Below are 26,783 nucleotides of genomic sequence, written 5' to 3'. Positions count from 1 at the left end.
GCATAACACTTCCTTCCTTGGTTTGACATCCGGGAGGAGTACGTACCGGTTGAGACAGCATAGTTGAGTTCCCTTGAAATCGACGGCAAGTTGGCGTCAAATCAGCTGCGTGGCTGCGTGCATCAAGCGCAGAAACGCGGCGGGATACCAGGGTTCAATTTAGCTCTATTACGTTTATTTTTAAGGCGCAGTAACCATGGATGAACAGCTTGCGACCCCACCCACGATTCTGCTGGTTGATGATGAAGAATCGATCCTCAACAGCCTGCGCCGCCTGTTGCGCGGCCAACCCTTCAATGTCGTACTCGCCGGCAGCGGCGCCCAGGCCCTGGAGATCATGGCGGCCCAGCCCATCGACCTGGTGATGAGCGACGCGCGCATGCCCGGCATGGACGGCGCGCAGTTGCTGGCTGAAGTCCACCGGCTGTACCCGGCCACCAGCCGCATCCTGTTGACCGGCTATGCTGACCTTGCGACGATCATCAAGGCGATCAACGAAGGGCAGATTCACCGTTACATCAGCAAACCCTGGAATGACGAAGAACTGCCGCTGGTGTTGCGCCAGGCCCTGGAGCATCAGCGCCTGGAGCGCCTGGCCCATGAGCAGAATGATCAGCTCAAGGTGTTGAACGCCAACCTGGAAAAGCGCGTGGCAGCCCGTACCAGCGAGCTGCAACAGACCGCCGACATGCTCGATCTGGCCTACGACGAGCTCAAGCGCAGCTACGTGACCGGTACCGAAGTGTTTTCGCTGTTGGCCAACCTGCGCTTGCCCAAGGACAAACAGACCAACCGCGCCTTGATCGAACTGATCCGGGTCTACTGCGCGGCCCAGTCCATCGACGAAGCCAGCACCCGCGACCTGACCATGGCCGCTGCGCTGTACAACATTGGCAAGCTGAGCTGGAGCGACAGCATGATGGTTGCGCCGTCGGACAAGCTGCACAGCACCGACCGTGGCCTGTATCGCGAGTACCCGACCCAGAGCGAATCGCTGCTGATGACCCTGGAACCGATGAAGGATGCGGCGCGGATCATTCGCCACCACCAGGAGCGTTGGGACGGTACAGGGTTTCCCGATCACCTCAAGGGCGATGCGATCCCGCCCGGCTCGCGCCTGCTTAAACTGGCAGTGGACTTCATCGAACTGCAAAAAGGCTTGATCCTTGAACGGCATCTGAACAGCGACGAAGCGTTGCTGTATATCCGCAAGTACGCCGGTCGTCTTTACGATCCGGAGCTGGTGGAAGACTTCGTGCAGGCCTGCGCGGCCTTCCTCAGCGATGTGACCTTGGGCGACCCCAGCGTCAAGGTCCTCTCCACCCGAGAGCTGGAAGCCGGCATGGTGCTGGCCCGCAACCTCAATGCCGATAACGGCATGCTGTTGCTTAACGCCGGCAAGGTGTTGAATCTGCCGCTGGTGGACAAGCTGATTGCGTTCGAGGCGATGGAAGGCGCGAAATACAGCGTATTTATCAAACAACCTGAAGAGACACCGATTCTTTCATGAGCATTTCCACTATTCGAATTGCCGCCGCCCTGCTGATCGGCAGCGACGGTCAAACCCTGCTGGTACGCAAACGTGGCACCCAGGCGTTCATGCAGCCCGGCGGCAAGATCGACGCCGGTGAGCAACCCGCCGAGGCGCTGGTCCGTGAGCTGTACGAAGAACTGAACCTGTGTATCAAACCGAGTGATGCCGTGTACTTGGGCCACTTCTCGGCGCCTGCCGCCAACGAACCGGGTTTTACGGTGCACGCCGAGTTGTTCCAGGTGCACATCGATGTGCCGGTAGCGCCCGCTGCCGAGATTGAAGAAGTGCGCTGGATCGACCCGGCCGGTGACGGCGGCTTGCAACTGGCGCCTTTAACGCGGGATTTGATCCTGCCGTTTTACCGAAAGTCGCTCACCGCATGCTGATTCGCCCACTGGGTGTCCACGACGCCGAGGCATATCGAGCGCTGATGCTTGAGGCCTACGGCGCCTATCCCCAAGCGTTTACCTCCAGCGTCGCCGAGCGCGCGCGGATGCCTATGAGTTGGTGGGAAAAGCGCCTGGACAATCCGTTGGACCGGGTACTCGGCGCGTTCGCGGCTGACACCTTGGCCGGGATTGTCGGCCTGGCCTTCGAACCCCGGGAAAAGGCCCGGCACAAAGTCACGCTGTTCGGCATGTTCGTGACCGAGGCTTATCAGCGCAAGGGCCTGGGCCGTGAGTTACTGGAGGCGGCGCTCGATGCCGCGCGACGCCAGCCCGGCGTCAAACTGATCCAACTGACCGTCACCGCCGGCAACGACGCAGCCTTCGCGCTGTACCAGCGCTGCGGTTTTATTCAATACGGCCTGGAGCCGTTGGCGGTGCGGGTGGGGATCGAGTATTTCGACAAGATCCACATGTGGCGTGAACTCAAAGGCGACTGAAATTCCATAGGGGAACCATAGTTCTGTGTGGGAGCTGGCTTGTCGAATCGTCGCACCGCTGCGATAGCATCAACTCTGTGTACCTGACACACCGAGGTGTCTGCATCGCAGCGGTGCGACGATTCGACAAGCCAGCTCCCACATTAGAGTCCTCATTGTGTTCACCTTTGTGCGTGATTAACGCACGGCGCTGACCCCATCCAAAGTTGAAAACGAGGTGTCCTTGGCGGTCAGCAAGAAGTCGCGCATATACGGCGCATCCAGCATGTCCGCACGGATCCCCGCATACAACGTCGCGAACAAGCCTTTTTCGCCCAAACGCTTGGCCTTCACATACCCACGCGCGCTGTATTCATGCAGCGCCCAATGGGGCATGCCGCACACGCCACGGCCGCTGGCGACCAATTGCATCATCATCACCGTCAGCTCCGAGGTGCGCACCTGGGCCGGCTCCACGTCGGCCGGTTCCAGGAAACGCGTGAAAATATCCAGGCGGTCGCGCTCAACCGGGTAGGTGATCAGGGTTTCGCTGAGCAAGTCTTGCGGCACGATGTACGACTTGTTCGCCAGCGCATGCTGGTTGGCCACGGCCAACATGGCTTCGTAGGTAAACAAGGGCACATAGGTGATGCCCGGCAGTTCCAGCGGGTCGGAGGTCACCACCAGGTCCAGGTCGCCACGGGCCAGGGCCGGCAGCGGCGCGAAGGCAAAGCCTGAGGCCAGGTCCAGTTCGACTTCCGGCCAGGCATCGCGGAACTGGTCGATGGTCGGCATCAGCCACTGGAAGCAGCTGTGGCATTCGATCGCCATGTGCAAGCGCCCGGCGGTGCCACCGGCCAAACGCGCAATGTCACGCTCGGCGCCGCGCAACAAGGGCAGGGTGGCATCGGCCAGTTGCAGCAGGCGCAAGCCGGCGCTGGTGAAGCGCAACGGTTTGGTTTTGCGCACGAACAGCGGCATGCCCAGGCGCTCTTCCAGTTCTTTGAACTGGTGGGACAGCGCCGATTGCGTCAGGTGCAGGCGTTCGGCGGCTTCGACCAGGCTGTCGGCTTCGCGCAATGCGTGCAGGGTCTTGAGGTGGCGGATTTCGAGCACGGGCGCTCCATGAAGATAATTTGTGATGATTAGATATATCGTGAGTGTGTCTCATGTTGCCAGTCATGTCGACCATGACCGTTGGGCGCACTTCATCAAACTGTCACGCAACTGTGGCAGCGCGCTTGTACAAACTTCATCAGACTCGCGCTCTACTGGGGTTCTGCGTTTCGGTGTTTTTCATGCGCGTGTTGTTTTTATTGGCCGCTCTAGTGTTCGGCCTGCCGTCTTTTGCGGCTTCTCGATGTGATGTCAATGTCCCGACCCAAACGGTCGACCTGGAAAAAGTCAGCATCGCCTATCAGAGCATCGGCCGAGCGTCGGACCCGGCGTTGCTGTTGGTCATGGGCCTGGGCGGGCAGTTGATCCACTGGCCGGATGAAGTGGTGGTGGCCTTGTGTGAACAGGGTTTTCGAGTGATCCGCTACGACAACCGTGACGTTGGCCTGTCCACCTGGCGCCAGGCTCCCGCCAGCGCCAACCTGACGTTCGAAGTGCTGCGCTACAAGCTCGGTTTGCCGGTGGCGGCGCCGTACACGCTGACCGACATGGCCGACGATGCATTGGGCTTGATGGACGCGCTGCAGATCCAGCAATTCCACGTGCTGGGCGCGAGTATGGGCGGCATGATCGCCCAGCACCTGGCAGCCATGGCGCCGCAGCGGGTCGAAAGCCTGACGCTGGTGATGACCAGTTCCGGCGCCGAAGGCTTGCCGGCGCCCAATGCGGCGTTGGTGCAGTTGCTGTCGCGGCGCAGCGCGCCAAACCGTGAAGTGGCGCTGGAGCAACAAGCCGATTTACTCGCAGCCCTGGGCAGCCCCAACGTGAAAGATGATCGCCAGGCGCTGCTGCACCAGGCCGCGCTGTCCTACGACCGCGCCTTCAACCCGGACGGCGTGAAGCGTCAGATCATGGCGATTTTGGCTGAGCCGAGCCGCGTGCCTTTGCTTAACCAATTGCGCGTGCCGACCCTGGTGGTGCACGGCACCGCCGACCCGTTGTTGCCGGTGATGCACGGCGTACACCTGGCCGCGCATATCCAGGGCAGCCAGCTGAAGCTCATACCGGGCATGGCCCACCGCTTCCAGGAAGCCTTCAAGGCACCGCTGCTGACGGCTGTGCTGCCGTATCTGAAAGCCCATCGCGAAGATGCCGCGCATTGGGCGCAGATTGATCTGGGCGAGCCTTCGAAGGTGCTGTGAAGTTGGTGTATGGTGCAACCTTTATGGCGCACATTAATGCCAGCGAGGTTGCCTACTATGAGTACTCCCCTGAAAATCGATTTCGTCAGCGACGTGTCTTGCCCCTGGTGCGTCATCGGCCTGCGCGGCCTGACCGAAGCCCTCGACCAACTGGGTAGCGAGGTGCAGGCCGAGATTCATTTCCAGCCGTTTGAGCTGAACCCGAAGATGCCGGCCGAAGGGCAGAACATCGTCGAGCACATCACCGAAAAGTACGGCTCCACCGCCGAGCAATCCCAGGCCAATCGTGAGCGTATCCGCGACATGGGCGCGGCGCTGGGCTTTGCCTTTCGCACGGACGGGCACAGCCGTATCTACAACACCTTCGATGCGCACCGGCTGCTGCATTGGGCGGGGCTTGAAGGGTTGCAGTACAACCTCAAGGAAGCGCTGTTCAAGGCGTATTTCAGTGATGGGCAAGACCCGTCCGACCACGCGACGCTGGCGATCATCGCCGAAAGTGTTGGGTTGGATATCAAGCGCGCGGCTGAAATTCTGGCGTCTGACGAGTACGCTGCTGAAGTCCGTGAGCAGGAAGAATTGTGGATTACACGCGGTGTGACTTCAGTACCCACCATCGTGTTCAACGACCAGTACGCGGTCAGCGGTGGGCAGCCGGCTGAAGCCTTTGTCGGGGCTATTCGTCAGATCATCCAGGAAGCCAAGGCCTGATGATCGTTCCCTTGCTCTGCGTGGGAACGCCGCCCCGGACGCTCCGCGTCCTGCCCTTGAAGTTATGACGCAGAGCGTCACAGGATGCGTCAGTCGAACTTGTAGCTGATCGCCGTCTGGACCTGGCCCTGGTTTACCTTGCCGGTCTCTTTGACGATGGTGCTGTTCGCCGCCGACCCCACCAGGCGAGTCCAACTGGCGCTGGTCAACAGTGACCAGTGGCTGTCCAGTGGGAATTCGAAGCTCTCGGTCAGCGTCAGGTTCTGAAAGCCTGCGCTGGCGTTATAGGTGCGGATGCCGGACGCAACGGACTCTTTATCATCAACGCCAAAAAACGCCTGGGTCTGGCGCGCATCAGCAAAATGCGCCATCAAGCCAGTGCTGCCGATAATACCGCCGCCCAGCGGGTAGCCCAACTCGCCGCCCAGTTTGCCGAGCACGCCACTTTGGTCACGCGAGCCGCCGACGGCTTGGCCAACCTGGGCGTATACGCGCCAGAACTCGGCCGGTGAGTACTGGACGAACCCCCCGACTTCGGCCATGTCCGGCACATCCCGCAAGCCACGCAGTGAACCGTTGGCCGTGCGGCCCGGCAGGTAATTGATATACGGGCCGGCGCTGAAACCGTTGGTATTGAGTGCGCTCCAGGTCAGGCCGTCGTCGGTGCCCAGGCTCACATTGCCCCAATCCAGATCGAAATAAGGAATCGGCCGGGTTTCGTAGCGGCTGCCTGTCGGGTCATGGGGCTCATAGCTGACGCCCGCGCCGACTTCGCCGGTAATACCTTCGGCCAATACCGAGCTGGAAAAGCTCCACAGCCCCAGCAAACCGGCGAATACAGCAGAAGTAACCTTGAACATGGAGCGTTTCCTTATCTGAACCTGCGCGCATTCACGCGCGAAGAGCGTCCCTGAGGCAAGCACTCATCTTGTTTGTAGCAAGCTACAAAAATTGTAGCTCCTGCGACACAAATCACCCTGTTTATCGACCAAAAACCCAGACCCGCTGGGCTTTGGCCAGTTGGCACAGTCTCTGCAATACCCCTGGCACAAGCGCACAGAGCGCTCCTCTTCCAGGTAAACGCAATGATCCAGTGGCATATCGTGTGCGACTTCGACGGGACCATCACCCCCACCGACGTCATCGACAACGTCCTCCAGCGCTTCGCCGGCCCTGAGTGGGAAACCATCGAACAGGAATGGCTGGATGGGCATATCGGTTCCCGCGAATGCCTGAGCCGTCAACTGGCGCTGATCAAGGCCACCCCGGCTGAACTGCTGGCGTATTTCGACAGCGTTGAAATCGACCCGGACTTCCCGGACTTTGTCGATCACGTCATGGGCCTGGGCGCGACCATCGAAGTGGTCAGCGACGGCATCGAGCAAGGCATCGCGCGCATTCTGTCGCGCAACTACGTGACCTTGCTGCCGATCCTCGCCAACCGCCTGCGCCAGGTCGACCAGAACAGCTGGCGCATCGACTTCCCGTATTCCAGCGATGCCTGCCGCGCCGCCTCCGGCAACTGCAAGTGCAAATCCACGCCGCGCAACAAGCGCGTGCTGGTGATCGGCGACGGCAAGTCCGACATGTGCGTGGCTTCAACCGCCGACTTCGTCTTCGCCAAAGGCAGCCTCGCCAAGTACTGCGAAGCCAACAACATTCCCCATGCGCGCTTCGACACCTTTGCCGAATTGCCCGCACTGCTGACCGCTTTGCCACAAGGCATCGCCGCTAACTCCGGCACCTTTGCCGCCGACCTCTCTGTTGAAAATCAGGAACTCTTCCACCATGTCTGATATTCGTATCGCTACCGCCGAAGACCAGATTCTTCTGGATAAAGAAGCCAAATACTGCTCCTACGGCGACACCGTTCACTACATCGAGCCGCCGCGTATTTTCAGCCGTTGCGAAGGCTCCTACGTGTGGGACACCGAAGACCAGGCCTACCTCGACCTGCAAATGTGGTACTCGGCCGTTAACTTCGGCTACGCCAACCCGCGCTTGAATAACGCGCTGAAACAGCAGATCGACACCCTGCCGCAAATCGCCAGCCAGTACCTGCACAAAGGCAAGATCGAGCTGTCGGAAATGATCGCGGTCGATGCCAAGAACAAATTCGGCCTCGACGGTCGCGTGCACTTCAACGTCGGCGGTTCGCAGTCGATCGAAGACTCGCTGAAAGTGGTGCGTAACGCCTCCAACGGCAAGAGCCTGATGTTCGCCTTCGAAGGCGGCTACCACGGTCGTACCCTCGGCGCTTCGTCGATCACCTCGAGCTTCCGCTACCGTCGCCGCTACGGCCATTTTGGCGAGCGCGCCAACTTCATCCCGTTCCCGTACCACTTCCGCGGCCCTAAGGGCATGACCAAAGAAGAATACGGCAGCCACTGCGTGCAGCAATTCGCGCGGCTGTTCGAGACCGAATACAACGGCGTCTGGGACCCGAAAACCAACCAGTGCGAATACGCAGCGTTCTACGTCGAGCCGATCCAGGGCACCGGCGGCTACGTGATCCCGCCGATGAACTTCTACCGCGAATTGAAGCAAGTGCTGGATCAGCACGGCATCCTGATGGTGTCCGACGAAATCCAGATGGGCTTCTACCGTACCGGCAAACTGTGGTCGATCGAACACTTCGACGTACAGCCGGACGTGATCGTCTTCGGTAAGGCGCTGACCAACGGCCTCAACCCGCTGGGCGGCATCTGGGCGCGTGAAGAACTGATCAACCCGAAGGTCTTCCCGCCAGGTTCGACCCACTCCACCTTCGCCTCCAACCCACTGGGTACGGCGGTAGGCCTGGAAATGTTCAAGATGACCAGCGAAGTCGACTACGGCGCAATGGTCATGGCCAAGGGCAAATACTTCCTGGAAGGCCTGCAAGACCTGCAGAAACGTTTCCCGATCATCGGCGACGTCGATGGCCTGGGCCTGGCCCTGCGCTGCGAAATCTGCGGCCCGGATGGCTTCACGCCGGATAAGGCGACCCTGGACTACATGGTCGAAGAAGGCATGAAGGGCGACATGATCGTCGATGGCCAGAAACTCGGCCTGATCCTCGACGTGGGCGGCTACTACAAAAACGTGATCACCCTGGCACCGTCCCTGGAAATCAGCTACCCGGAAATCGACCTGGGCCTGAAACTCCTCGAGCAACTGCTGGTGCGGGCGACCAAGCGGTGAACAACATCGGGATCGACCTCGGTGAAGGTGATGCCGGCTTCGTTCTCGGTGAAGGTCCGGTCGGGATCCTGTTGATCCACGGCCTGACCGGCACCCCGACGGAATTGCGCCAGGTCGCCAAAGGCCTGGCCAAGGCGGGTAACTGCACGGTGTATGTGCCCACACTCGCTGGGCACTGCGGCGATAACAGCGACCTGCAGGCCACCGGCTGGCTGGACTGGTACGAAGGCGTGCGCAAGACCTTTGCGCAGGTCAAGCAGCGCCATGAGCAGGTGTTTGTCGGTGGCTTGTCCATGGGCGCGGTGATGTCGATGTACGTGGCCGCCGAGCACCCTGGGCAAGTGGCCGGGCTGCTGATGTATTCGACCACCTTGAAGTACGACGGCTGGAGCATTAACAAGCTGGCGTTTTTGACGCCGTTGCTGATGAAGATCCCGTTCGGCGTGCACATCTGTCGCTTCGAAGAGAAGCCGCCTTACGGCATCAAGAACGAGCGCCTGCGGGCGATCGTCGAGCGTCAGATGAAGGAAGGCGAAAGCAGTGAGGCCGGTTTACTGACCATGGAAGGCATCACGGTGCGCGAGTTGCACCGCATGAACGCGGTGGTCAAAAAGCGCATGCCCGAGGTCAAGGTGCCGGCGCTGGTGCTGCACTCCATCGAGGACGACATCACCAGCCGCTGGAACGCTGATTATGTCGAGCGCCACCTGGGCGGCCCGGTGACCAAGATCCTGCTGGATAACTGCTACCACATGATCACCGTCGACCTGCAATACCGCCGAGTGATCGAGTTGAGCGCAGAGTTTGTCGAGCAACACGCCGCCCCGGCTGTGCAGGCGCCCGTGGATTATCGACAGCGGGCCTCAGCCTAAGGACTAGACGTGATCACCGCCCAAGCCTTCTCGACTATCCGGGCCATCCCGCGTTGCGCCTGGAATGACTGCTTTCCCGCAGCCCTGGAGGATTGGGATTTTTACGTTGCCGTGGAAAACGCCGCGATCGATGATTTCAAGTGGCGTTACCTGGCCGTCTACGACGATGAAACGCTGGTGGCCGTTGCCGCCGCGTTCATCACTTATTATCGCCTCGACACCACGGTGTCGGGCGCCGGCAAGCGCTTTACCGAGCGCCTGGAGCGACTGTGGCCGGGTGTTTTGCGCTTGCAGTTGTATGCCATTGGCTCGCCGGTGGCCGAGCGTTGCGATGCGGGCATCGCCAGTCACGTGCCCCAGGGGCAGCGCCGACTGTTGATCAAGCATTTGCTGGAGGCGGCACGCGAGGATGCCACTACCTTCGGGATTGGCCTGGTGGCGGTCAAAGACGTGCCGACCAGTGACCTGGACTGGGCAGAAAATTGCCGCCAGGCAGGCTTTCAGAGTATGCCAAGCTTACCCAGGGGTTGGTTGACGGTGCCTTACGGCTCGGTTGAGGCCTACCTGGGCTCGCTGTGCAAGGCGACCCGCAAAGACTTGCGCCGCAAGTTGCGCGCGCCAGGCCCACGGGTCGAGTGGCGGCACACTATTGATGATGTGTTGCCCGAGGTGATGCGCCTGTACGAAGACACGCTCAGCCGCGCCGATTTGCAGTTCGAACGCCTGCCGGCGCGTTATTTCACCGGCATTCTTGAACAGCTGCAAGGGCGTGCGGTCTGTGCTCTTTACTGGGTGGATGAGCGTCTGGTGGCGTTCAACCTGGTGCTGTTGGACCAGCATCGGCTGATCGACAAGTTTTTCGGGCATGACCGTGAGTTCAGCCGTGCGTACAGTTTGTACTTTCGCTACTGGTTGACCAATGTCGACTACTGTATTGCACACAAGATCCCGGTGTACGAGTGCGGTCAGGAGGGCTATGCCAGTAAGCTGCGCCTGGGGTGCGAGTTCCAGGGCAACAGCATGTTCTTCCGTCACCGTAACCGGCTGGTCAACGGCCTGCTCAAACTCGTGAAAATGTACATAAGACCGGACCGTTCCGACCCTGCCATGGCTGCTGCGATAAGCGAAACCTGATGATCACCAAGACCCGCCCAAAAGCCCGCCCCTTTGCCATTTCGCGTTGGAGCGTCCAGCGCAAGCTGGTGCTGGCGTTCTGGCTGGTCAGCGTTATCCCGACCATGATCGCGGCCGAACTGGCGGCGACCACGTTGTCGCAGATTTTTGACAGCAACGTGCGCATCTGGCTGCAAGAGTCGACCAAGATCGTCAAGGACGAAATCGGCGACATCCTGCATGACAACGCGCGCATGGCCAAGCTGTTCCTGCGCTACACGGCTCCGCCGTTGAACAAACAAGCCGCCAAGCATGACCGGCTCACCGCCGATATTGCCGAGGCCACCGATATCGACGTGGTCTCGCTGATTCGTGTCAGTGACCACAAGATTGTGTTCAGCACGGCCCCTGACGATGTCGTCAAGCAGATCAACCTGACCAGCAACGCAGTGTTGCAAACCATCCAGGTGGCCGGCGTGACGACGGGCCTGGTGGTCTCAACGTTCGAAACCACCCAAGAGGGCGTCGACTACGTGCTGTTGGTGGCCACGTACCTGGACAGCAGCTTCCTCACCAGCGTGGCCGATGTGCACTCCCTCGACCTGCGCCTGTACCTGGCCAACCCTACGGGGTTTTCCGAGATATTCTCGACCCAGCGCTTTGAGAATCATCCGTCACGCATTCCCACGAATGTTGAAACGGCGATGCGCGCCACCAAGCAACCGAGCGAGCAGTTCACCAATAACTACAGCGGTTTGTACTGGCCGATCTTCAATGATGGCGGCGAACTGCAAGGCGTGATTTTCAGCGGCCTGTTGCGCCATACCAGCCTGGTGGGGCTGGTGAACCAGAGCAACCTGTTCGTGCTGATCTTCTTGCTGAGTTCGGCGTTGTCGCTGGGCGCCGGTGTCTTGGTGTCACGCCGCCTGACCAAACCGTTGCGCGATTTATCCCAGGGCGTGGACGCAGTGATCTCGGGCAATTACGAGCATCGCGTGCTGGTCAGCGGCGGCGATGAGCTGGCGCAACTAAGCAGCACCTTCAACCACATGACCGAACGCCTGGGCGAGTTGCACCACCTCGAGGCCCAACTGCGCCGCCGCGATCGCCTGCATGCCCTGGGTGAAGTCGCCATGGGCCTGGCACACGAGATTCGCAACCCGCTGGGCATCATCAAGACCGCCACCCAACTGCTGCACCGTCGCGTCGACCTGCCGGACACCGACAAGCGCCACCTCGAATACGTTATCAGCGAAGTCAGCCGCATCAACGACCTGATCACCGAGTTTCTGGATTTCGCCAAACCCAACCCGCCCCTGCGTGTGTTGCAGGCGGCGCGCCCGGTGGTGGAAGAGATCCTCGGCTTTTGCAGCCCGGAGCTGGCCACCCATAACATCGATGCGCACATCGATGACCAGGCGCCCGGCGCGACGATTTATGCCGATGCCAAGCAGCTCAAGCAGGCATGCCTGAACCTGATCCTCAATGCCATCGATGCGATGCCCGAAGGCGGGCGCCTGACCTTGGGCATTCGCAGTGTGGACGGCAATACGGTGATCAGCATTGCTGACACCGGCCAAGGCATTCCGGCCGATATGATCGAGCGGATCTTCACGCCATTCGTCACCACCAAGGCCTCGGGCACGGGCCTGGGGCTGGCTAAAGTCTATTCGATCATGGAAAGTCATGACGGCAGCATCGAATGTGCCAGTGAGAAAGATGCCGGCGCCACCTTCAGCCTGTACATTCCGGCCCATGGCGAAGACGACGGTGACGATGAGGAAGTTCATGACGCATAACGTATTGGTAGTCGACGACGAGCCCAAGCTCTGCGACTTGTTGTCATCGGCCTTGAGCCAGAACGGCATCCAGGTATTTACCGCCGGCAATGGCCTGCACGCGCTCAAGGTGCTGGAGCAGGAAGACATCGACCTGGTGATCAGCGACTGGCGCATGCCAGGCATGGACGGGCCGGCGCTGTTGGCGGAGATAAAAGTGCGCTTTCCGGAGTTGCCGGTGATCGTGATGACCGCCTACAGCACGGTAAAAAACGCCGTGCAGTCGATGCGTAATGGCGCCTATGACTACATTGCCAAGCCGTTCGATATCGACGAGCTGGACATCACCGTGGCCAAGGCCCTGCAGTTTCGCGACATCATGCGCGACAACGCACGCCTGCGCGCCGAGCTGGATCACCATGCGCAGTTCGACAGCCTGGTGGGCGACAGCCCGGCGTTTCGCCAGGTGCTGCACGCGGTCGATTCGGTACGCGACAGCAACGCCACCATCCTGCTGACCGGCGAAAGCGGTACCGGCAAGGAAATGGTCGCCCGCGCGATTCACAAACATGGCAGCCGCGCCGACAAGCCGTTCGTGGCGGTCAACTGCGCGGCCATCCCCGAAGGCTTGCTGGAAAGCGAGATGTTTGGCCATCGCAAAGGCGCCTTTACCGGTGCCGTGGCCGATCGGGTAGGGCGCTTTATGCAGGCCGACCAGGGCACTTTGTTTCTGGATGAGGTGGGCGATATGCCGTTGGCGTTGCAGGCCAAGATATTGCGGGCCTTGCAGGAGCGGGTGATCGAGCCGGTGGGCGACTCGCGCGAGCGCAAGGTGGATGTGCGCGTGATCGCCGCCACCAACAAGAACCTGCTGGATGCGGTGGCCAATAAAGAATTTCGCGAAGACCTGTATTACCGCCTCAATGTATTCCCGATCCCGTTGCCGGCCTTGCGCGAGCGCGCCGAAGACATCGTGCCCCTGGCCCGGCACTTCGCCCAGACCCTGAGCGCTACCGCGGGCAAACGCATCACCGGCTTCAGCCCCGAGGCATTGCAGGCGATGGCGGCTTACCACTGGCCGGGCAATATTCGTGAGCTGCAGAACTGCGTGGAGCGGGCGACCATCGTGGCGGCTTCGCCGGTGATTGAAGACATTGACTTGCCGGCTTATCTGTTTGCGTCCAAACCTGCCGAGGACGGCGTTACGGCGCTGCTCGGTGACACACCGGGCGTGCCAGCCGACCTGGATGCGGCGCTGGCTGAGGTCGAGAAAACCTACATCATGGCGGCATTGAACGAGAGCAACGGCGTGCAGGCTGCGGCAGCGGCGAAGATCGGGATTTCCGAGAGGAGTTTTTGGTATCGGCTGAAGAAGCTGGGGATTCAGGTCGAGAAGATCATCCGCTGATCTATCAGGCTCACCATGAACCCCAATGTGGGAGCTGGCTTGCCTGCGATAGCGGTATGTCTGTGCCAGATAAGTTGGCTGATACACCGCCATCGCAGGCAAGCCAGCTCCCACAGGTTTAACCGCGGTGTGTCAGGCGTGGACGCGCACCCACACACTCACCAGAATCGTCGCCGCCATCAACCATGCCACTGCCGCCACGGCGAGTGAGGCCTCCAGGCGCATGCGGTCAACCATCACATACAGCGTCGCCAAATACACAAAATACGGAATGATCGACCACATCCCAAACAGGATGGTGGTCTTCAAGTCGTCCACCGAACGGCCCTTGCCGACGATGTAATGCGCGATCAGCGCGAAGGTCGGAAACAGCGGCACCAGCCCTGCGATGTAGTAATTTCTGGTCTTGGCCAGCGCCGCCAGGATCAGCACCACCGCCGCGCCCAGGGCGGCTTTCAAGAGTAAGTCCATCAGTGGCTCAACCCGTATTTCTTGACCTTGTCGAACAGCGTGGTCTTGGCCATTCCGAGTTCCAGGCTCGCCTGGGTGAGGTTGCCGCCGCTGCGTTGCAGGGCGTCGTTAAGCAGGTTGCGCTCGAAGGCTTCCACCGCTTCGGTAAAGGCCAGGCCGTGGTTGCTGCTGCTGGCGCCGCTTTTCTTGAAGGCTGGCAAGCCCAGCGCAAAGCGCTCGGCGACGTTGCGCAGTTCACGCACGTTGCCTGGCCAGTCGTGGCTCATCAGGGTCGATACGGTCTGGTTGTCCAGCTCCGGCACACTGCGGTCAAAACGCAGCGACGATTGCTGCAGGAAGTGTTCGAACAGCTGCAGGATGTCTTCACGGCGCTCGCGTAACGGTGGCAATTCCAGGGTCACGACGTTGAGGCGGTAGTAAAGGTCGCTACGGAATTGGTTGGCGCGGCTCAGTTCGTCCAGGTCGGATTTGGTCGCGGCAATGACTCGGCAATCCACCGCCACACTCTGGTTCGAGCCCAGGCGTTCCAAGGTGCGTTCCTGCAACACACGCAGCAGTTTGATCTGCAGGTTGATCGGCATGCTTTCCACTTCGTCGAGGAACAGCGTGCCCTCATGGGCGTGTTCGATCTTGCCGATGCGCCGCTTGCCCGCGCCGGTAAAGGCGTTGGCTTCGTGGCCGAATATTTCGCTTTCGAACAGGTTCTCCGGCAGGCCGCCGCAGTTCAGGGCAACGAATTGATGGTCGTGGCGTCGGCTGAAATCGTGCAAGCAACGCGCAACCAGTTCCTTGCCGGTGCCGGTTTCGCCTTCGATCAGCACGTTGGCCGAGGTATCAGCGACGTTGGCGATCAGTTCGCGCAGGTTTTGCATGGCGGGCGAGCGGCCGATGATGCGGCCTTCCAGCGAGTCGCGCTCGGCCAGTTGGCGGCGCAGCGACCAGACTTCCCGCGCCAGCCCACGTTGCTCAAGCGCACGGCGCGCCACATCGACCAGGCGCTCGGGGGAGAAGGGTTTTTCCATGAAGTCGTAGGCGCCGTTACGCATGGCACCGACTGCCATCGAAATATCCCCGTGGCCGGTGATCAGCACCACCGGCAGGCTTTTATCCAGGGCCTTGAGGCGGGTGAGCAGCTCCAGGCCATCGATGCCTGGCAGGCGAATATCGCTGATGACGATGCCGGCAAAGTTCTCACCGATGCGCTTGAGCGCTTCCTCGGCACTGCCCACACCCACGCTGTGAATGTCTTCCAGCGCCAGGGCTTGCTGGCAGCCGAGCAGCACATGGGGGTCGTCTTCGACGATCAGAACGGTGAGGTCTTTAGGATCGGTACTCATCATGTCGACTCAGCTTTTTGGGTGCCCACCAACGGCAGGCACAAGACGAAGGCAGTACCACCACTGGCCGGGTGTTCCACGGCGAGGTTGCCGCCGGTGGCCGCCGCCAGGCTGGCCGAAAGTGTCAGGCCCAGGCCCAGGCCTTGTTCGCCGGGTTTGGTGGTGAAGAACGGTTCAAATAAATGTTTGCGCGCTTCGGGGTCGATGCCGTGGCCATTGTCGCGCACTTGCAGGCGGTACTTGCCCTCGCTGCTGTGGCCGTCCAGCCATAGTTCGGGGGCCGGTTGTGCCTGCATGGCGTCGAGGGCGTTGCCGATCAGGTTGACCAGGATCTGTTCCAGGCGGGTCTGGTCGATCTGCAATTGCGCGCTGACAAAGTCACGGTGCACGGTCAACGGCAAGCCGTCCAGGCGCGCGCCCAGAACCTGGAAGGCGGCGTCCACGGCTTTGCCCAGGTTGGCCTCGCCCTGATCATCGCCGCGCCGGGCAAACGAGCGCAGGCTGGCGGTGATGCGGCCCATGCGGTCGATCAACTCGTTGATGGTCTTGAGGTTGGCGCTGGCGGTGTCGAGGGCGCCACGCTCCAGGAAGCGCACGGTGTTACCCGACAGCGTGCGCAATGCCGCCAGCGGCTGGTTGAGTTCATGGGCAATGCTGGTGGACATCTGGCCGATGGCCGCCAGCTTGCCGGCCTGCACCAGTTCATCCTGGGCGCGGCGCAGGGTTTCTTCGGCCTGGCGGCGTTCGCGGATCTGGCCCTTGAGCCGTTCGTTACTGGCGCGCAGGTCGGCGGTGCGTTCGGCAATTCGCCGTTCCAGCTGGCTGTTGGCTTCCTGCAAGGCTTCGCGCGCAGCGAGGCGGGTGGCGATGACTTTGCGCCGCTCGTTCCAGGCAATCAGCAGGAACGCGACCAGGCCAAATGCGACCGCCACCAGAATGCCCTGATTGATCGCGGCGCGACGCAGGTCGTTAAGTGGAGTCAGCAGGGTGAAGTTCCACGGCGTGTCGCTGAGCGGGCGGGTCTGGGCCAGGTAGCTGACTTCGCGCTCGTCGTTGACCACTTCGCTGTTGGCCGGAAAGGTGAGTTTCTCGGTGCCTTCGTTGAGACGCTCGCGGGCCAACGGCTCCAGCTCGTTCAATGTCGCCCAGTAATATTGCAGGCTGTGGGCCAGGCGTTCCTTGGTGTCATCGCTCAGCGGGCGCACGGCCTTGAGACGCCGGGCCGGGTCGCTGGAGAGGATGATGATGCCGTTCTCATCGCTCACAAAGGCTTCGAGACGCGCGCGCTGCCAGCGTTCTTCGAGTGCTTCAAGGCGCACTTTGACCACGGCCACGCCGATGATCTTGCCGTGCTCTTCGAGGCCGTGCGCCAGGTAGTAACCGGGTTCGCCGTTGGTGCTGCCAATGCCATAGAAACGGCCGGGCTGGCCGCGCACGGCGTTTTGGAAATAGGCACGGAAGGACAGGTCTTCACCCTGGTAACTGTCGGCATCGCGCCAGTTACTGGTGGCCAGCACGCGGCCGGTGGTGTCCATCACGTAGATGGCCCGGCTGCGACTGCGTCGGTTCAGGCCTTCGAGGTAATCGTTGACCGTTTGCCGGGTTTCCTGGCTCGGGTCGGCCAGCAGCCTGGAGACGCTGGATTCCAGCTCCAACAGGCTGGGCAGGTAGGTGTATTTGCTCAGTTCGCTTTCGACGGTACGGGCATGCAGCTCCAACTGGCGTTCGCCGTTGTCGCTGAGGGTGCGGATGCCATAGTACTCACTGACCCAGAAGCCGATGTAACCCAAGCCGATCATCAGGGCGATGATCAACGGCGGCAGGAACAGTTGGCGAATCAGACGAGGTTTCACGGCAAGTGATGGCGGTGCGGCGCGAAATTGGTTGGGGTCGCATTTCATCACAGATGCCTTGGGTCAACCAGCGCTGTCAGCCCTGTTGCGAACCCGGTTGTGTGGGCAATTTGATTATGTGGGAGCCGGGCTTGCCCGCGATGCAGGCGCCTCGGTGTATCAGTTGCACCGAGGTGATGCTATCGCAGGCAAGCCAGCTCCCACACAAGCCGTCGTCCACACAAGCCCGGTTCCCACAGGGAGAACAGTGCTGCTTTTTAGTGCTGCAGGATTTTCTCAAGGAAGTGCTGCGCGCGTTCGGAGCGGGCGCTGATATCGCCGAAGAACTCCTCTTTCGGGCAGTCTTCGATGATCTTGCCGGCGTCCATGAAGATCACGCGGTCGGCCACTTTGCGCGCGAAGCCCATTTCGTGGGTCACGCACATCATGGTCATGCCTTCGTGGGCCAGTTGCACCATCACGTCGAGCACTTCGTTAACCATCTCCGGGTCGAGCGCGGAGGTCGGTTCGTCGAACAGCATGACGATCGGGTCCATGGCCAGGGCGCGGGCAATGGCCACACGTTGTTGCTGGCCGCCGGAGAGCTGGCCCGGGTGCTTGTGGGCGTGCGCCGACAGGCCCACACGGTCAAGCAGCTGCAGGCCCTTCTTGGTGGCTTCTTCCTTGCTGCGGCCCAGCACTTTGATCTGTGCGATGGTCAGGTTTTCGGTGATGGTCAGGTGCGGGAACAGCTCGAAGTGCTGGAACACCATGCCCACGCGCGAGCGCAGTTTGGGCAGGTTGGTCTTCGGGTCGGCGATGGAGGTGCCGTCGACCACGATGTCGCCCTTCTGGAACGGTTCCAGCGCGTTGACGCACTTGATCAGGGTGGATTTGCCCGAACCCGATGGGCCGCACACCACGATCACTTCGCCTTTTTTGACATCAGTGCTGCAATCGGTCAGCACCTGGAAGTCGCCATACCACTTGTTGATGTTCTTGATAGAGATCATACGGCAAACCTTTTTTGCAGACGCTTGACCAGCAGCGAGGCGGAAAAGCTGATGATGAAGTAGACGACACCGGCGAAGATCAGGAACTCATTGGAGCGGCCGATGATGTCGCCGTTGGAGCGGGCGGAGTTGAGGAAGTCCACCAGGCCCACGGTGTAGACCAGCGAGGTGTCCTGGAACAGGATGATCGACTGTTGCAGCAGCAACGGGGTCATCTTGCGGAAAGCCTGGGGCAGGATGATCAGACGCATGGTCTGGCCATAGGTCATGCCCATTGCCTGGGCTGCGCCCATCTGGCCCTTGGGGATCGACTGCACGCCGGCCCGCACGATTTCACAGAAGTACGCAGCTTCGAACATCATGAAGGCCACGACGCAGGAAGTGAACGCGCCGATCGGGGTGTCTTCGCCGGTGATCCAGCGCAGCACGAACGGCACCGCCAGGTAGAACCAGGTGATCACCAGCAGCAGCGGGATCGAGCGGAAGTAGTTCACGTAGGCGCCGGCCAGGCGCGACAGCAGTTTGCTGGACGACAGGCGCATCAGCGCCAGGACCGTACCCAGTGCGATGCCGCCGACCACGCCCATGACCATCAACTGCAAGGTCATGACCATGCCGTTCCACAGGCCCGGAATGGCGGGGATGATACCGCTGAAATCGAAGTCCATTATTTACCCCCCACGGAGATCAGGCCGGGCACCGCGACTTTCTTCTCGATCACGCGCATCAGCAACATCAGGCTCATGTTCAAGGTGAAGTAGATCAACGTGGCCAGGGTGAAGGCTTCAAACAGGTTGGCCGAAAACTCGGCAGTCTGTTTGGTTTGCGCCAGCAGTTCCATCAAGCCGATCAAGGACGCCACGGAGGAGTTCTTGAACACGTTGAGGAATTCGGAGGTAAGCGGCGGAATGATGATGCGGTAGGCCTGGGGCAGCAGCACGTTCCAGTAGATCTGTGGCAGCTTGAAGCCCATGGCACGCGCCGCAGCTTCCTGGCCACGTGGCAGCGCCTGGATGCCGGTACGCACTTGTTCGCACACACGGGCGGCGGTGAACAGGCCCAGGCACACGACAACGCTCAGGTAGGCCGAGGTGGTCGGGTTGAGGTCCTGTTTGTACCAGTCCTGCAGGTTCTGCGGCAGCATATCGGGCACCAGGAAGTACCAGATAAACAGCTGCACCAGCAGCGGCACGTTACGAAACAGCTCGACGTAGCAGGTCGCGATGCCCGCTACGATGCGGTTTGGCACGGTGCGCATGACCCCCAGAATGGAGCCAAGCAACAAGGCGATAATCCATGCCACGACAGCGATGGCGATGGTCCAGCCCAAGCCGGCGATGTACCAGTCGAGATAAGTCTCGCTGCCAACGCCAGTGGACTTGAAGAACACGCCCCAGTCCCAGTTGTAATTCATTAGGGTCTCCCCTCGAGATCGATCGATGTACAAGCACCCGCTTGGGGAAGATCCTTTCCCGCCTGACGGTGAACGCCAGGCACACGCGATCGGCTCGAAAACCGCCAGGTCGAGTGTTCCACATTAATGCCAGCAGGTAGTAACAGACGCCTGAGGGAGGGTTGGCTCCCTCAGGACATAAGCTTAGTCAGGTATCAGATTTTTACGTCAGGGGCTGGCTTGTCGCTTGGGTTGGCGATCAGCTCCTTAACCTTTTCGCTCATCGGGAAGTTCAGGTTCAGGCCTTTTGGTGGGATCGGGCTCTCGAACCATTTGCTGTAGATCTTGTTGATCTCGCCGGATTTGTACAGGGCAACGATGGCGTCATCCACGGCTTTCTTGAAGGCCGGATCGTCTTTACGCACCATGCACGCGTAGGCTTCGAAGGACTGTGGAGTACCGGTGATGACCCAGTCGTCCGGCTTCTTGGCCTTGGCTTCTTCGCCGGCCAGCAGGGCGTCGTCCATCATGAACGCGACGGCACGGCCGCTTTCGAGCATCTGGAAGGATTCGCCGTGGTCTTTGGCCGAGATAACGTTCATGCCCATCTGCTTGTCGGCGTTCATCGCTTTGATGATGCGCTCGGACGTGGTGCCAGCGGTGGTCACGACGTTTTTGCCTTTCAGGTCGGCAAAGTCAGCGTAGGACGGCTTGCCATCCTTGTCCTTCTTGACCAGCAGACGGGTGCCGATTTCGAAGATGTTGACGGTGAAATCAACTTGCTGGGCGCGTTCGGCGTTGTTGGTGGTGGAGCCGCACTCAAGGTCCGCAGTGCCGTTCTGGATCAGCGGGATACGAGTCTGCGAAGTCACCAGGTTGTATTTGGCCTTCAGATCGGGCTTGTTCAGGTCTTTTTTCAGGGCTTCAACTACAGCCAACTGAACGTCGTGGGAGTAGCCCACGGGTTTGCCCGAGCCATCCGCGATGTAGGAAAACGGAATGGAGCTGTCGCGGTGAGCGAGGGTGATGGTGCCGGAGTCGTTGATTTTCTTCAGTGTGCCGGTGAGTTCGGCGGCGAAAACTGGAGTGCTGATCAGAGCAGCAGCGATAGCTGCGCCCAGGATATGGGGAACGATGCGCATCAATACTTCCTCGACATTTGTTTTTTTTATGAAGCCGGCTAAGCGACTCTCTTTGTACTGCGAATGCCCATGACGGCTCCTAAGGCGCCTCAGGCAATCGTCAGGGAGTGTAGAGCATGAGTCGTGCCATACCAGAAATAAAAGGTTATTTGATTGATTTATAAGGAGATTAATTTTGTGTTACGAGGGATTTGTAACGGTTTGGTCCGGCAAACCGAATGGGGTGGGGTGTGGCGTTCGGAAAACCGAATGGTCAGCAAGGTATTCCGAGCCAGGCTTTTTGTGGGAGCTGGCTTGCCCCGCGATCCCTGCACCTCGGTCTTTGATTGAACCGAGGTGATGCAATCGCAGGCACCGGCGGCCTATCCGGTGCTGCTGGGCTCGGCCTTCAGTGTGATTCGCGACATGGGCCTGCGCTATGCCAGGACACACCCCATAAAAAAGCCCCTGGACCTTGCGGTACAGGGGCTTCTCGTCACTGCCTGCGATCAGGCTGCTTCAATCTTCGCGCGGTTTTGCTCGACCTTGGACAGGTAGCGCTGCACGTTTTCCTGCTCTTGCGGTGTGGTGAACAAGCCCAGCTTGGTCCGGCGCCACAGCACGTCCTGCGGTTGCGTCACCCATTCTTCGGCGCACAGGTAATCGACTTCGCGGGTGTACAGGCCGCCACCCAGGTGTTCGCCCAAGTCAGCAAGCGATTGCACGCCTTCGAGCAAGCGCCAGGTACGGCTGCCGTACGTGGTGGACCAACGGCGTGCGATCTCGCTTGGCACCCAGTCAAATTTGGCGCGAATCGCTTCGGCCAAGGCTTCTGGCGTAGTCATGTTCTCGCCGCCCGGCAGGCTCGCCGTGGCGGTCCAGCTTGGGCGCATTTGCGTGAAAAACGGCGCCAGTTGCGCCATCGCCGATTCGGCCAGCTTGCGGTAGGTGGTCAACTTGCCACCGAACACCGACAGGATCGGCGCTTCACCGTTACCGCCAGACAGCGACAGGGTGTAGTCGCGGGTGATGGCCGACGGGTTGTCCGATTCGTCGTTGCACAACGGGCGCACGCCGGAGTAGGTGTGCACGATGTCGTCGCGGCTCAACTGCTTCTTGAAGTGCGCGTTGACCACTTTGAGCATGTAGTCGGTTTCACCTTCGGTAATCGCAACCTTCGCTGGGTCACCGGTGTACTCACGGTCGGTGGTGCCGATGATGGTCAGGTGGTTCAGGTACGGAATCGTGAAGACGATGCGCTGATCTTCGTTCTGCAGGATGTGCGCGTGCGCACCTTCGTAGAGTTTCGGCACGATCAAGTGGCTGCCCTGGATCAGGCGGATGCCGTAAGGCGAGTCCAGCTTCAGGTCTTCCTTGATGAACTTGGCGACCCACGGGCCGGCGGCGTTCACCAAGGCGCGGGCGCGGATCGAGAACAGGCTGCCATCGGCGCGTTCCATGTTCATTTCCCACATGCCGTTGCTGCGATGTGCGCTGATGCAACGGGTCTGGGTGTGGATATGCGCGCCTTTTTCACGGGCGGCCATGGCATTGAGTACCACCAGGCGGGCGTCATCAACCCAGCAGTCGGAGTATTCGAAGCCTTTGGTGATTTCACTTTTCAACGGGCTGTCGGGGCCGAACTTAAGGCTCTTGGAACCGGCGAGTTTCTCGCGCTTGCCCAAGTGGTCGTACAGGAACAGGCCCGCGCGAATCATCCACGCCGGGCGCAGGTGCGGGCGGTGCGGCAATACAAAGCGCATCTGCTTGACGATGTGCGGGGCCTTGGCCAGCAGCACCTCACGTTCGGCCAGAGCCTCGCGCACCAGGCGGAATTCGTAATGTTCGAGGTAGCGCAGGCCGCCGTGGATCAGCTTGCTGCTGGCGGAAGATGTGTGGCTGGCCAAGTCGTCCTTTTCGCAAAGGAATACCGACAAACCGCGCCCGGCTGCGTCTGCTGCAATGCCGACGCCATTGATTCCGCCGCCAATTACGGCAACGTCATAGACTTCGGCAAGCGGTGGAGCAGGCAAGGTGGAAGGGTTCATCGGCTGGCCTCGCGATCTTTTCGTCTTGGAATTCGAACATTAATGTTCATTTGCGAAAATGGTAGCTGATAAACGCGCACACAGCCACCCGACTTCGATTGAAAAAACTCATCGAAGGGCTGAAAAGGGAAGAATTGTGAACATGAGCCAAGGAAAGGCTCGAGAGAGGGGGGTTGGATATATCGCCATCGCGGGCAAGCCCGGCTCCCACAGTTGACCGAGTGCCTGCATGAGAATGCGGTCAACTGTGGGAGCGGGCTTGCCCGCGATGGCGCCAGTCCAGGCGCTAAACCACTTCCAGCCTGACTTTGTGCTGGTTCAACAACTGCACCAACGCCGGCACCGGCTGCTGGTCGGTCACCAGACAGTCCACCAGACTGATCGGCCCCAAGCGAATCATGGCATTGCGCCCGAATTTGCTTGAGTCGGCCGCCAGGATCACCTGGCGTGCATTGGCGATGATCGCCTGGGAAACCCTGACTTCCTGATAGTCAAAGTCCAGCAGGCTGCCGTCTTCATCAATGCCACTGATGCCGACCAACGCAAAGTCGACCTTGAACTGGTTGATAAAGTCGACACTCGCCTGGCCCACCACACCGCCGTCACGGCGCACGTTGCCGCCGGTCAACAGCACATCGAAGTCGTCCTTGGCACTGAGCATGGTGGCAACGTTGAGGTTGTTGGTGATGATTTTCAGGTGGTTGTGATTGAGCAGCGCACGCGCGATGGATTCGGTGGTGGTGCCGATATTGATGAACAGCGAGGCGTGATCAGGGATTTGCGCGGCAATGGCTTCGCCGATGCGTTGTTTCTCATCGCGCATCTGGTCGGCACGCATGGCGTACGCGGTGTTCTCGACACTGGAGTCATAGGCCGCGCCGCCGTGGTAGCGGCGCAGCAGGTTGGCGTCCGCCAGCTGGTTGATATCGCGGCGGATGGTTTGCGGGGTGACAACGAATAGCTGCGCCATCTCCTCGATACTGACGTAGCCGCGTTCGCGCACCAGTTCGAGAATTTGTTGTTGGCGGGGAGGCAGATTCATGGGGCGTCCTTTGGGCTGCCATACAAAAGTGGCCCATGATGCCGCAGCAATCGACTCCCCGCCAGTTACAACCCGATTTGGGTCCGACGGTTGGCTTATTCAGCGCCTTCGTGCGGTTCCCAGTCGCGGGTGCGGCTGACTGCTTTTTGCCAGCCGGCGTAGAGCTTCTCTTTGGCGGCTTCATCAAGCTGTGGTTCGAATTCGCGCTCGATGACGGCCTTGCCACGCAGTTCTTCCAGGCTGCCCCAGAAACCGCAGGCCAGGCCTGCCAGGTACGCGGCGCCGAGTGCCGTGGTTTCGCGCATTTGCGGGCGCTCGACCTGGGTGCCGAGGATATCGGCCTGGAACTGCATCAGGAAGTTGTTGGCCACCGCGCCGCCGTCCACACGCAGGGCTTTGAGGCGTTCGCCAGAGTCCTGTTGCATGGCGTCCAGCACGTCGCGGGTCTGGTAGGCAATCGACTCCAGGGCGGCACGGATAATGTGATCCACGCGCACGCCACGGGTCAGGCCGAACAGCGCGCCACGGGCATACGGGTCCCAGTACGGAGCGCCCAGGCCGGTGAAGGCTGGCACCAGGTACACGCCGTTGCTGTCCTTGACCTTGCCGGCGAAGTATTCGGTGTCGGTGGCGTCGGCGATGATCTTCAGCTCGTCACGCAGCCATTGCACGGTGGAGCCACCGTTGAAGACCGCACCTTCGAGGGCGTAAGCCACTTCGCCACGTGGGCCGCAAGCGATGGTGGTGAGCATGCCGTGCTTGGATTTCACCGCCTTGTCGCCGGTGTTCATCAGCAGGAAGCAACCGGTGCCATAGGTGTTCTTGGCCTGGCCGGCTTCTACGCACATCTGGCCGAACAGCGCCGCTTGCTGGTCACCGGCAATACCGCCGATGGCGATGCCGCTTTTGGTGCGGCCGTAGATTTCCGAGGAGGACTTGACTTCCGGCAGCATTTCGCGCGGCACGTCGAGAATCTCCAGCATCTTCGCATCCCACTCCAGGGTGTGGATGTTGAAGAGCATGGTGCGCGAGGCGTTGGTGTAGTCGGTGACGTGGGTCTTGCCGCCGGTAAATTTCCAGATCAGCCAGCTGTCGACGGTGCCGAACAGCAGTTCGCCATTGCGCGCTCGCTCGCGGCTGCCTTCGACGTTGTCGAGGATCCACTTGAGCTTGGTGCCGGAGAAGTACGGGTCGGTGACCAGGCCGGTGGTGTCGCTGATGTATTGCTCGTGGCCGTCGCGCTTGAGCTGCTGGCAGATCTCGGTGCTGCGGCGGCACTGCCACACGATCGCGTTGTAGATCGGGCGGCCGGTGATCTTGTCCCAGACCACGGTAGTTTCACGCTGGTTGGTGATACCGATGGCAGCAACCTGGTCATGGTGCAGGCCGGCTTGTGCCAGGGCCTCGACCATTACCGCGCTCTGGGTGGCGAAAATTTCCATCGGGTCATGTTCGACCCAGCCGGCTTGCGGGTAATGCTGAGCGAATTCACGCTGGGCGGTGCAGACCACGTTGGCGTCACGATCGAAGATGATCGCCCGCGAACTGGTGGTGCCCTGATCGAGGGCAATGATGTAGTTCTTATTCTGAATGTCGGTCATGTCAATTGCCTTGGACGAAATAAGGAAGTCAGAAATCAGCTTGGGCCGCGAAGGGCAGGGGCACCAGGCCGGCGCTTTCAGGAAATACGAGTCTTGCCGTTGACAGCCGTGTCAGGTGTTTCTTCAGCTATAGCAGGTGCGGCGCTCGGCAAGTGGCGGGCAATCAGCCCACGATAAGCCGCTGCGCCGAGGCAGGCGCCGACAATCGGCGCGAAAATCGGTACCAGGAAGTAAGGAATATCGCGGCCGCCAGTAAAGGCCATTTCACCCCAGCCGGCGAAAAAGGTCATCAGCTTGGGGCCGAAATCACGCGCCGGGTTCATCGCAAAGCCGGTCAGCGGGCCCATGGCACTGCCGATAACTGCAATCAGCAGGCCGATTAACAGCGGGGCCAACGGGCCGCGGGGCAGGCCATTGTTATCGTCGGTCAGGGCCATGATCACGCCCATCAGGATGGCGGTGATGACCATTTCCACCAGGAATGCCTGGGCCGTGCTCAGCAGCGCGTGCGGGTAGGTGGAGAACACCGACGCCAATTCCAGGCTGGCCTGAGAGCCGCGAATCATGTGGTGAGTTTGTTCGTAATCGAAAAAGAGGTTGCTGTACAGCGTGTAAACCAACGCCGCCGAGCAGAACGCGCCGGCGATTTGCGCGAGGATATAGAAGGGCAGTTTGCGTTTTTCGAAATCGGCAAAAATGCACAGCGCGATACTTACCGCCGGGTTGAGGTGCGCCCCGGAAATACCGGCGCTCAGGTAGATCGCCATGCTCACGCCGACCCCCCAGATAATACTGATTTCCCACAGCCCGAAGCTGGCACCCGCGACCTTGAGCGCAGCGACACATCCTGTACCGAAGAAGATCAGAAGCGCAGTCCCCAGGAATTCGGCCATGCATTGGCTCGAAAGTGAAGGCTGTTGAAGAGCAGTAGTCATGGCAAACCTCGATTGTTGTTCTTGTTGGCGCACAGCCTCAACGGACCGTTGCGCGATTTTCACCGTAATCAGGATCCCCATCCTGACTGCAGCTTCCCGCTGGAACACTGGAGCACTATTCCTACAGTATTCGGAAACGAAAAAATATAGACAAGAATGACCGCTGTCAAAGGTCGAAAGTGAACCATTGGTCATTTTCGAACTATTG

The 26,783-nt window shown here is 60.3% G+C and carries 24 protein-coding genes; 11 read left to right on the top strand and 13 right to left on the bottom strand.

Features of this window, described 5'->3' with window-relative positions; all coding sequences use genetic code 11:
• The first annotated feature begins 196 nt into the window (after positions 1-196).
• Genes GIW48_RS13480 through GIW48_RS13470 form a run of 3 tightly spaced genes read left to right on the top strand, consistent with a single transcriptional unit; the run spans position 197 to position 2,420 of the window.
• A complete protein-coding gene (locus tag GIW48_RS13480; RefSeq protein WP_017135906.1) occupies positions 197-1,510 on the top strand; it encodes an HD domain-containing phosphohydrolase in 1,314 nt (437 codons plus the stop codon).
• Positions 1,507-1,920: an NUDIX hydrolase gene (locus tag GIW48_RS13475; protein WP_236460174.1), complete on the top strand. Its 414-nt coding sequence runs from the start codon at positions 1,507-1,509 to the stop codon at positions 1,918-1,920. Before GIW48_RS13480 ends, GIW48_RS13475 begins: the two co-directional genes overlap by 4 nt.
• Positions 1,914-2,420, top strand: coding sequence for a GNAT family N-acetyltransferase (locus GIW48_RS13470; protein ID WP_236460175.1), 507 nt, complete (start codon positions 1,914-1,916; stop codon positions 2,418-2,420). Before GIW48_RS13475 ends, GIW48_RS13470 begins: the two co-directional genes overlap by 7 nt.
• A gap of 177 nt (positions 2,421-2,597) precedes the next feature.
• Here GIW48_RS13470 and metR read toward each other — a convergent pair whose 3' ends face one another.
• The gene (gene metR, locus GIW48_RS13465; protein ID WP_017137016.1) at positions 2,598-3,515 is read right to left on the bottom strand and encodes a transcriptional regulator MetR; all 918 of its coding nucleotides are present in this window, start codon (positions 3,513-3,515) and stop codon (positions 2,598-2,600) included.
• 182 nt (positions 3,516-3,697) lie between these two features.
• Here metR and GIW48_RS13460 point away from each other — a divergent pair, with 182 nt between their 5' ends.
• Together GIW48_RS13460 and GIW48_RS13455 are read left to right on the top strand one after the other, a co-directional pair.
• Positions 3,698-4,717 (top strand): alpha/beta fold hydrolase, encoded by a 1,020-nt coding sequence (locus GIW48_RS13460; protein WP_099548510.1) that lies wholly within the window; start codon positions 3,698-3,700, stop codon positions 4,715-4,717.
• A gap of 57 nt (positions 4,718-4,774) precedes the next feature.
• Positions 4,775-5,428: a DsbA family oxidoreductase gene (locus GIW48_RS13455; RefSeq protein ID WP_170036373.1), complete on the top strand. Its 654-nt coding sequence runs from the start codon at positions 4,775-4,777 to the stop codon at positions 5,426-5,428.
• Between the two features lie 89 nt (positions 5,429-5,517).
• On the opposite strand, the gene GIW48_RS13450 is transcribed toward GIW48_RS13455, so the two are convergent.
• Positions 5,518-6,288, bottom strand: coding sequence for a MipA/OmpV family protein (locus GIW48_RS13450; RefSeq protein WP_236460176.1), 771 nt, complete (start codon positions 6,286-6,288; stop codon positions 5,518-5,520).
• A 225-nt stretch (positions 6,289-6,513) separates the two neighbouring features.
• Here GIW48_RS13450 and GIW48_RS13445 point away from each other — a divergent pair, with 225 nt between their 5' ends.
• Genes GIW48_RS13445 through GIW48_RS13420 form a run of 6 tightly spaced genes read left to right on the top strand, consistent with a single transcriptional unit; the run spans position 6,514 to position 13,782 of the window.
• Positions 6,514-7,224, top strand: coding sequence for an MtnX-like HAD-IB family phosphatase (locus GIW48_RS13445; RefSeq protein WP_017137020.1), 711 nt, complete (start codon positions 6,514-6,516; stop codon positions 7,222-7,224).
• Positions 7,217-8,611: an aspartate aminotransferase family protein gene (locus tag GIW48_RS13440; protein ID WP_017137021.1), complete on the top strand. Its 1,395-nt coding sequence runs from the start codon at positions 7,217-7,219 to the stop codon at positions 8,609-8,611. The genes GIW48_RS13445 and GIW48_RS13440 overlap by 8 nt, the downstream gene beginning before the upstream one ends.
• Entirely contained in the window at positions 8,608-9,483 is an 876-nt protein-coding gene (locus GIW48_RS13435) for an alpha/beta hydrolase (protein ID WP_236447473.1), read from the top strand. Before GIW48_RS13440 ends, GIW48_RS13435 begins: the two co-directional genes overlap by 4 nt.
• Before the next feature lie 9 nt (positions 9,484-9,492).
• Entirely contained in the window at positions 9,493-10,617 is a 1,125-nt protein-coding gene (locus GIW48_RS13430; protein ID WP_170036375.1) for a GNAT family N-acetyltransferase, read from the top strand.
• On the top strand, positions 10,617-12,395 hold the full coding sequence (locus tag GIW48_RS13425) for a sensor histidine kinase (protein ID WP_017137024.1): 1,779 nt from the start codon (positions 10,617-10,619) through the stop codon (positions 12,393-12,395). The genes GIW48_RS13430 and GIW48_RS13425 overlap by 1 nt, the downstream gene beginning before the upstream one ends.
• Complete coding sequence (locus GIW48_RS13420) at positions 12,385-13,782, top strand: sigma-54-dependent transcriptional regulator (protein WP_017137025.1); 1,398 nt, start codon at positions 12,385-12,387, stop codon at positions 13,780-13,782. Before GIW48_RS13425 ends, GIW48_RS13420 begins: the two co-directional genes overlap by 11 nt.
• Positions 13,783-13,914: 132 nt before the next feature.
• Here the strand turns inward: GIW48_RS13420 and GIW48_RS13415 are convergent, their stop codons facing one another.
• From GIW48_RS13415 to GIW48_RS13365, 11 genes are all read right to left on the bottom strand, one after another.
• A complete protein-coding gene (locus GIW48_RS13415) occupies positions 13,915-14,253 on the bottom strand; it encodes a GlpM family protein (RefSeq protein WP_177032773.1) in 339 nt (112 codons plus the stop codon).
• A complete protein-coding gene (locus GIW48_RS13410; protein WP_017137027.1) occupies positions 14,253-15,590 on the bottom strand; it encodes a sigma-54-dependent transcriptional regulator in 1,338 nt (445 codons plus the stop codon). The genes GIW48_RS13415 and GIW48_RS13410 overlap by 1 nt, the downstream gene beginning before the upstream one ends.
• Entirely contained in the window at positions 15,590-17,491 is a 1,902-nt protein-coding gene (locus tag GIW48_RS13405; RefSeq protein WP_169985332.1) for a sensor histidine kinase, read from the bottom strand. Before GIW48_RS13405 ends, GIW48_RS13410 begins: the two co-directional genes overlap by 1 nt.
• A gap of 209 nt (positions 17,492-17,700) precedes the next feature.
• Positions 17,701-18,435 carry an amino acid ABC transporter ATP-binding protein gene (locus GIW48_RS13400; RefSeq protein WP_017137029.1) on the bottom strand — a complete coding sequence of 245 codons (735 nt, stop codon included), beginning with the start codon at positions 18,433-18,435 and terminating at the stop codon, positions 17,701-17,703.
• A complete protein-coding gene (locus GIW48_RS13395) occupies positions 18,432-19,103 on the bottom strand; it encodes an amino acid ABC transporter permease (protein WP_017137030.1) in 672 nt (223 codons plus the stop codon). Before GIW48_RS13395 ends, GIW48_RS13400 begins: the two co-directional genes overlap by 4 nt.
• A complete protein-coding gene (locus GIW48_RS13390) occupies positions 19,103-19,849 on the bottom strand; it encodes an amino acid ABC transporter permease (protein ID WP_099548514.1) in 747 nt (248 codons plus the stop codon). The genes GIW48_RS13395 and GIW48_RS13390 overlap by 1 nt, the downstream gene beginning before the upstream one ends.
• A gap of 194 nt (positions 19,850-20,043) precedes the next feature.
• A complete protein-coding gene (locus GIW48_RS13385; protein WP_058421600.1) occupies positions 20,044-20,970 on the bottom strand; it encodes a glutamate/aspartate ABC transporter substrate-binding protein in 927 nt (308 codons plus the stop codon).
• 488 nt (positions 20,971-21,458) lie between these two features.
• Positions 21,459-22,997, bottom strand: a complete 1,539-nt coding sequence (glpD, locus tag GIW48_RS13380; protein WP_017137033.1) for a glycerol-3-phosphate dehydrogenase — start codon at positions 22,995-22,997, stop codon at positions 21,459-21,461.
• 286 nt (positions 22,998-23,283) lie between these two features.
• Positions 23,284-24,039, bottom strand: coding sequence for a DeoR/GlpR family transcriptional regulator (locus GIW48_RS13375; RefSeq protein ID WP_010212755.1), 756 nt, complete (start codon positions 24,037-24,039; stop codon positions 23,284-23,286).
• 95 nt (positions 24,040-24,134) lie between these two features.
• Positions 24,135-25,640, bottom strand: a complete 1,506-nt coding sequence (gene glpK, locus GIW48_RS13370; protein ID WP_138453704.1) for a glycerol kinase GlpK — start codon at positions 25,638-25,640, stop codon at positions 24,135-24,137.
• Between the two features lie 77 nt (positions 25,641-25,717).
• The gene (locus GIW48_RS13365) at positions 25,718-26,575 is read right to left on the bottom strand and encodes an MIP/aquaporin family protein (protein WP_169985840.1); all 858 of its coding nucleotides are present in this window, start codon (positions 26,573-26,575) and stop codon (positions 25,718-25,720) included.
• Positions 26,576-26,783: the final 208 nt, after the last annotated feature.

The sequence above is a fragment of the Pseudomonas sp. PA-6-3C genome (assembly GCF_021605825.1).
GTDB lineage: Bacteria > Pseudomonadota > Gammaproteobacteria > Pseudomonadales > Pseudomonadaceae > Aquipseudomonas > Aquipseudomonas edaphica.
The sequence above is the reverse complement of the archived record's forward strand: the minus strand, read 5'-3'. Positions and strand labels throughout refer to the sequence as shown.

Excerpts from the sequence above, each read along its gene's own strand:
- glpD (WP_017137033.1), bottom strand. The coding sequence starts at position 22,997 with ATGAACCCTTCCACCTTGCCTGCTCCACCGCTTGCCGAAGTCTATGAC.
- GIW48_RS13375 (WP_010212755.1), bottom strand. The coding sequence starts at position 24,039 with ATGAATCTGCCTCCCCGCCAACAACAAATTCTCGAACTGGTGCGCGAA.
- GIW48_RS13445 (WP_017137020.1), top strand. The coding sequence starts at position 6,514 with ATGATCCAGTGGCATATCGTGTGCGACTTCGACGGGACCATCACCCCC.
- GIW48_RS13400 (WP_017137029.1), bottom strand. The coding sequence starts at position 18,435 with ATGATCTCTATCAAGAACATCAACAAGTGGTATGGCGACTTCCAGGTG.
- GIW48_RS13425 (WP_017137024.1), top strand. The coding sequence starts at position 10,617 with ATGATCACCAAGACCCGCCCAAAAGCCCGCCCCTTTGCCATTTCGCGT.
- GIW48_RS13390 (WP_099548514.1), bottom strand. The coding sequence starts at position 19,849 with ATGAATTACAACTGGGACTGGGGCGTGTTCTTCAAGTCCACTGGCGTT.
- glpK (WP_138453704.1), bottom strand. The coding sequence starts at position 25,640 with ATGACCGACATTCAGAATAAGAACTACATCATTGCCCTCGATCAGGGC.
- GIW48_RS13415 (WP_177032773.1), bottom strand. The coding sequence starts at position 14,253 with ATGGACTTACTCTTGAAAGCCGCCCTGGGCGCGGCGGTGGTGCTGATC.
- GIW48_RS13480 (WP_017135906.1), top strand. The coding sequence starts at position 197 with ATGGATGAACAGCTTGCGACCCCACCCACGATTCTGCTGGTTGATGAT.
- GIW48_RS13395 (WP_017137030.1), bottom strand. The coding sequence starts at position 19,103 with ATGGACTTCGATTTCAGCGGTATCATCCCCGCCATTCCGGGCCTGTGG.
- GIW48_RS13385 (WP_058421600.1), bottom strand. The coding sequence starts at position 20,970 with ATGCGCATCGTTCCCCATATCCTGGGCGCAGCTATCGCTGCTGCTCTG.
- GIW48_RS13470 (WP_236460175.1), top strand. The coding sequence starts at position 1,914 with ATGCTGATTCGCCCACTGGGTGTCCACGACGCCGAGGCATATCGAGCG.
- GIW48_RS13475 (WP_236460174.1), top strand. The coding sequence starts at position 1,507 with ATGAGCATTTCCACTATTCGAATTGCCGCCGCCCTGCTGATCGGCAGC.
- GIW48_RS13455 (WP_170036373.1), top strand. The coding sequence starts at position 4,775 with ATGAGTACTCCCCTGAAAATCGATTTCGTCAGCGACGTGTCTTGCCCC.
- GIW48_RS13440 (WP_017137021.1), top strand. The coding sequence starts at position 7,217 with ATGTCTGATATTCGTATCGCTACCGCCGAAGACCAGATTCTTCTGGAT.
- GIW48_RS13365 (WP_169985840.1), bottom strand. The coding sequence starts at position 26,575 with ATGACTACTGCTCTTCAACAGCCTTCACTTTCGAGCCAATGCATGGCC.
- GIW48_RS13460 (WP_099548510.1), top strand. The coding sequence starts at position 3,698 with ATGCGCGTGTTGTTTTTATTGGCCGCTCTAGTGTTCGGCCTGCCGTCT.
- GIW48_RS13410 (WP_017137027.1), bottom strand. The coding sequence starts at position 15,590 with ATGAGTACCGATCCTAAAGACCTCACCGTTCTGATCGTCGAAGACGAC.
- GIW48_RS13405 (WP_169985332.1), bottom strand. The coding sequence starts at position 17,491 with ATGAAATGCGACCCCAACCAATTTCGCGCCGCACCGCCATCACTTGCC.
- GIW48_RS13420 (WP_017137025.1), top strand. The coding sequence starts at position 12,385 with ATGACGCATAACGTATTGGTAGTCGACGACGAGCCCAAGCTCTGCGAC.
- GIW48_RS13450 (WP_236460176.1), bottom strand. The coding sequence starts at position 6,288 with ATGTTCAAGGTTACTTCTGCTGTATTCGCCGGTTTGCTGGGGCTGTGG.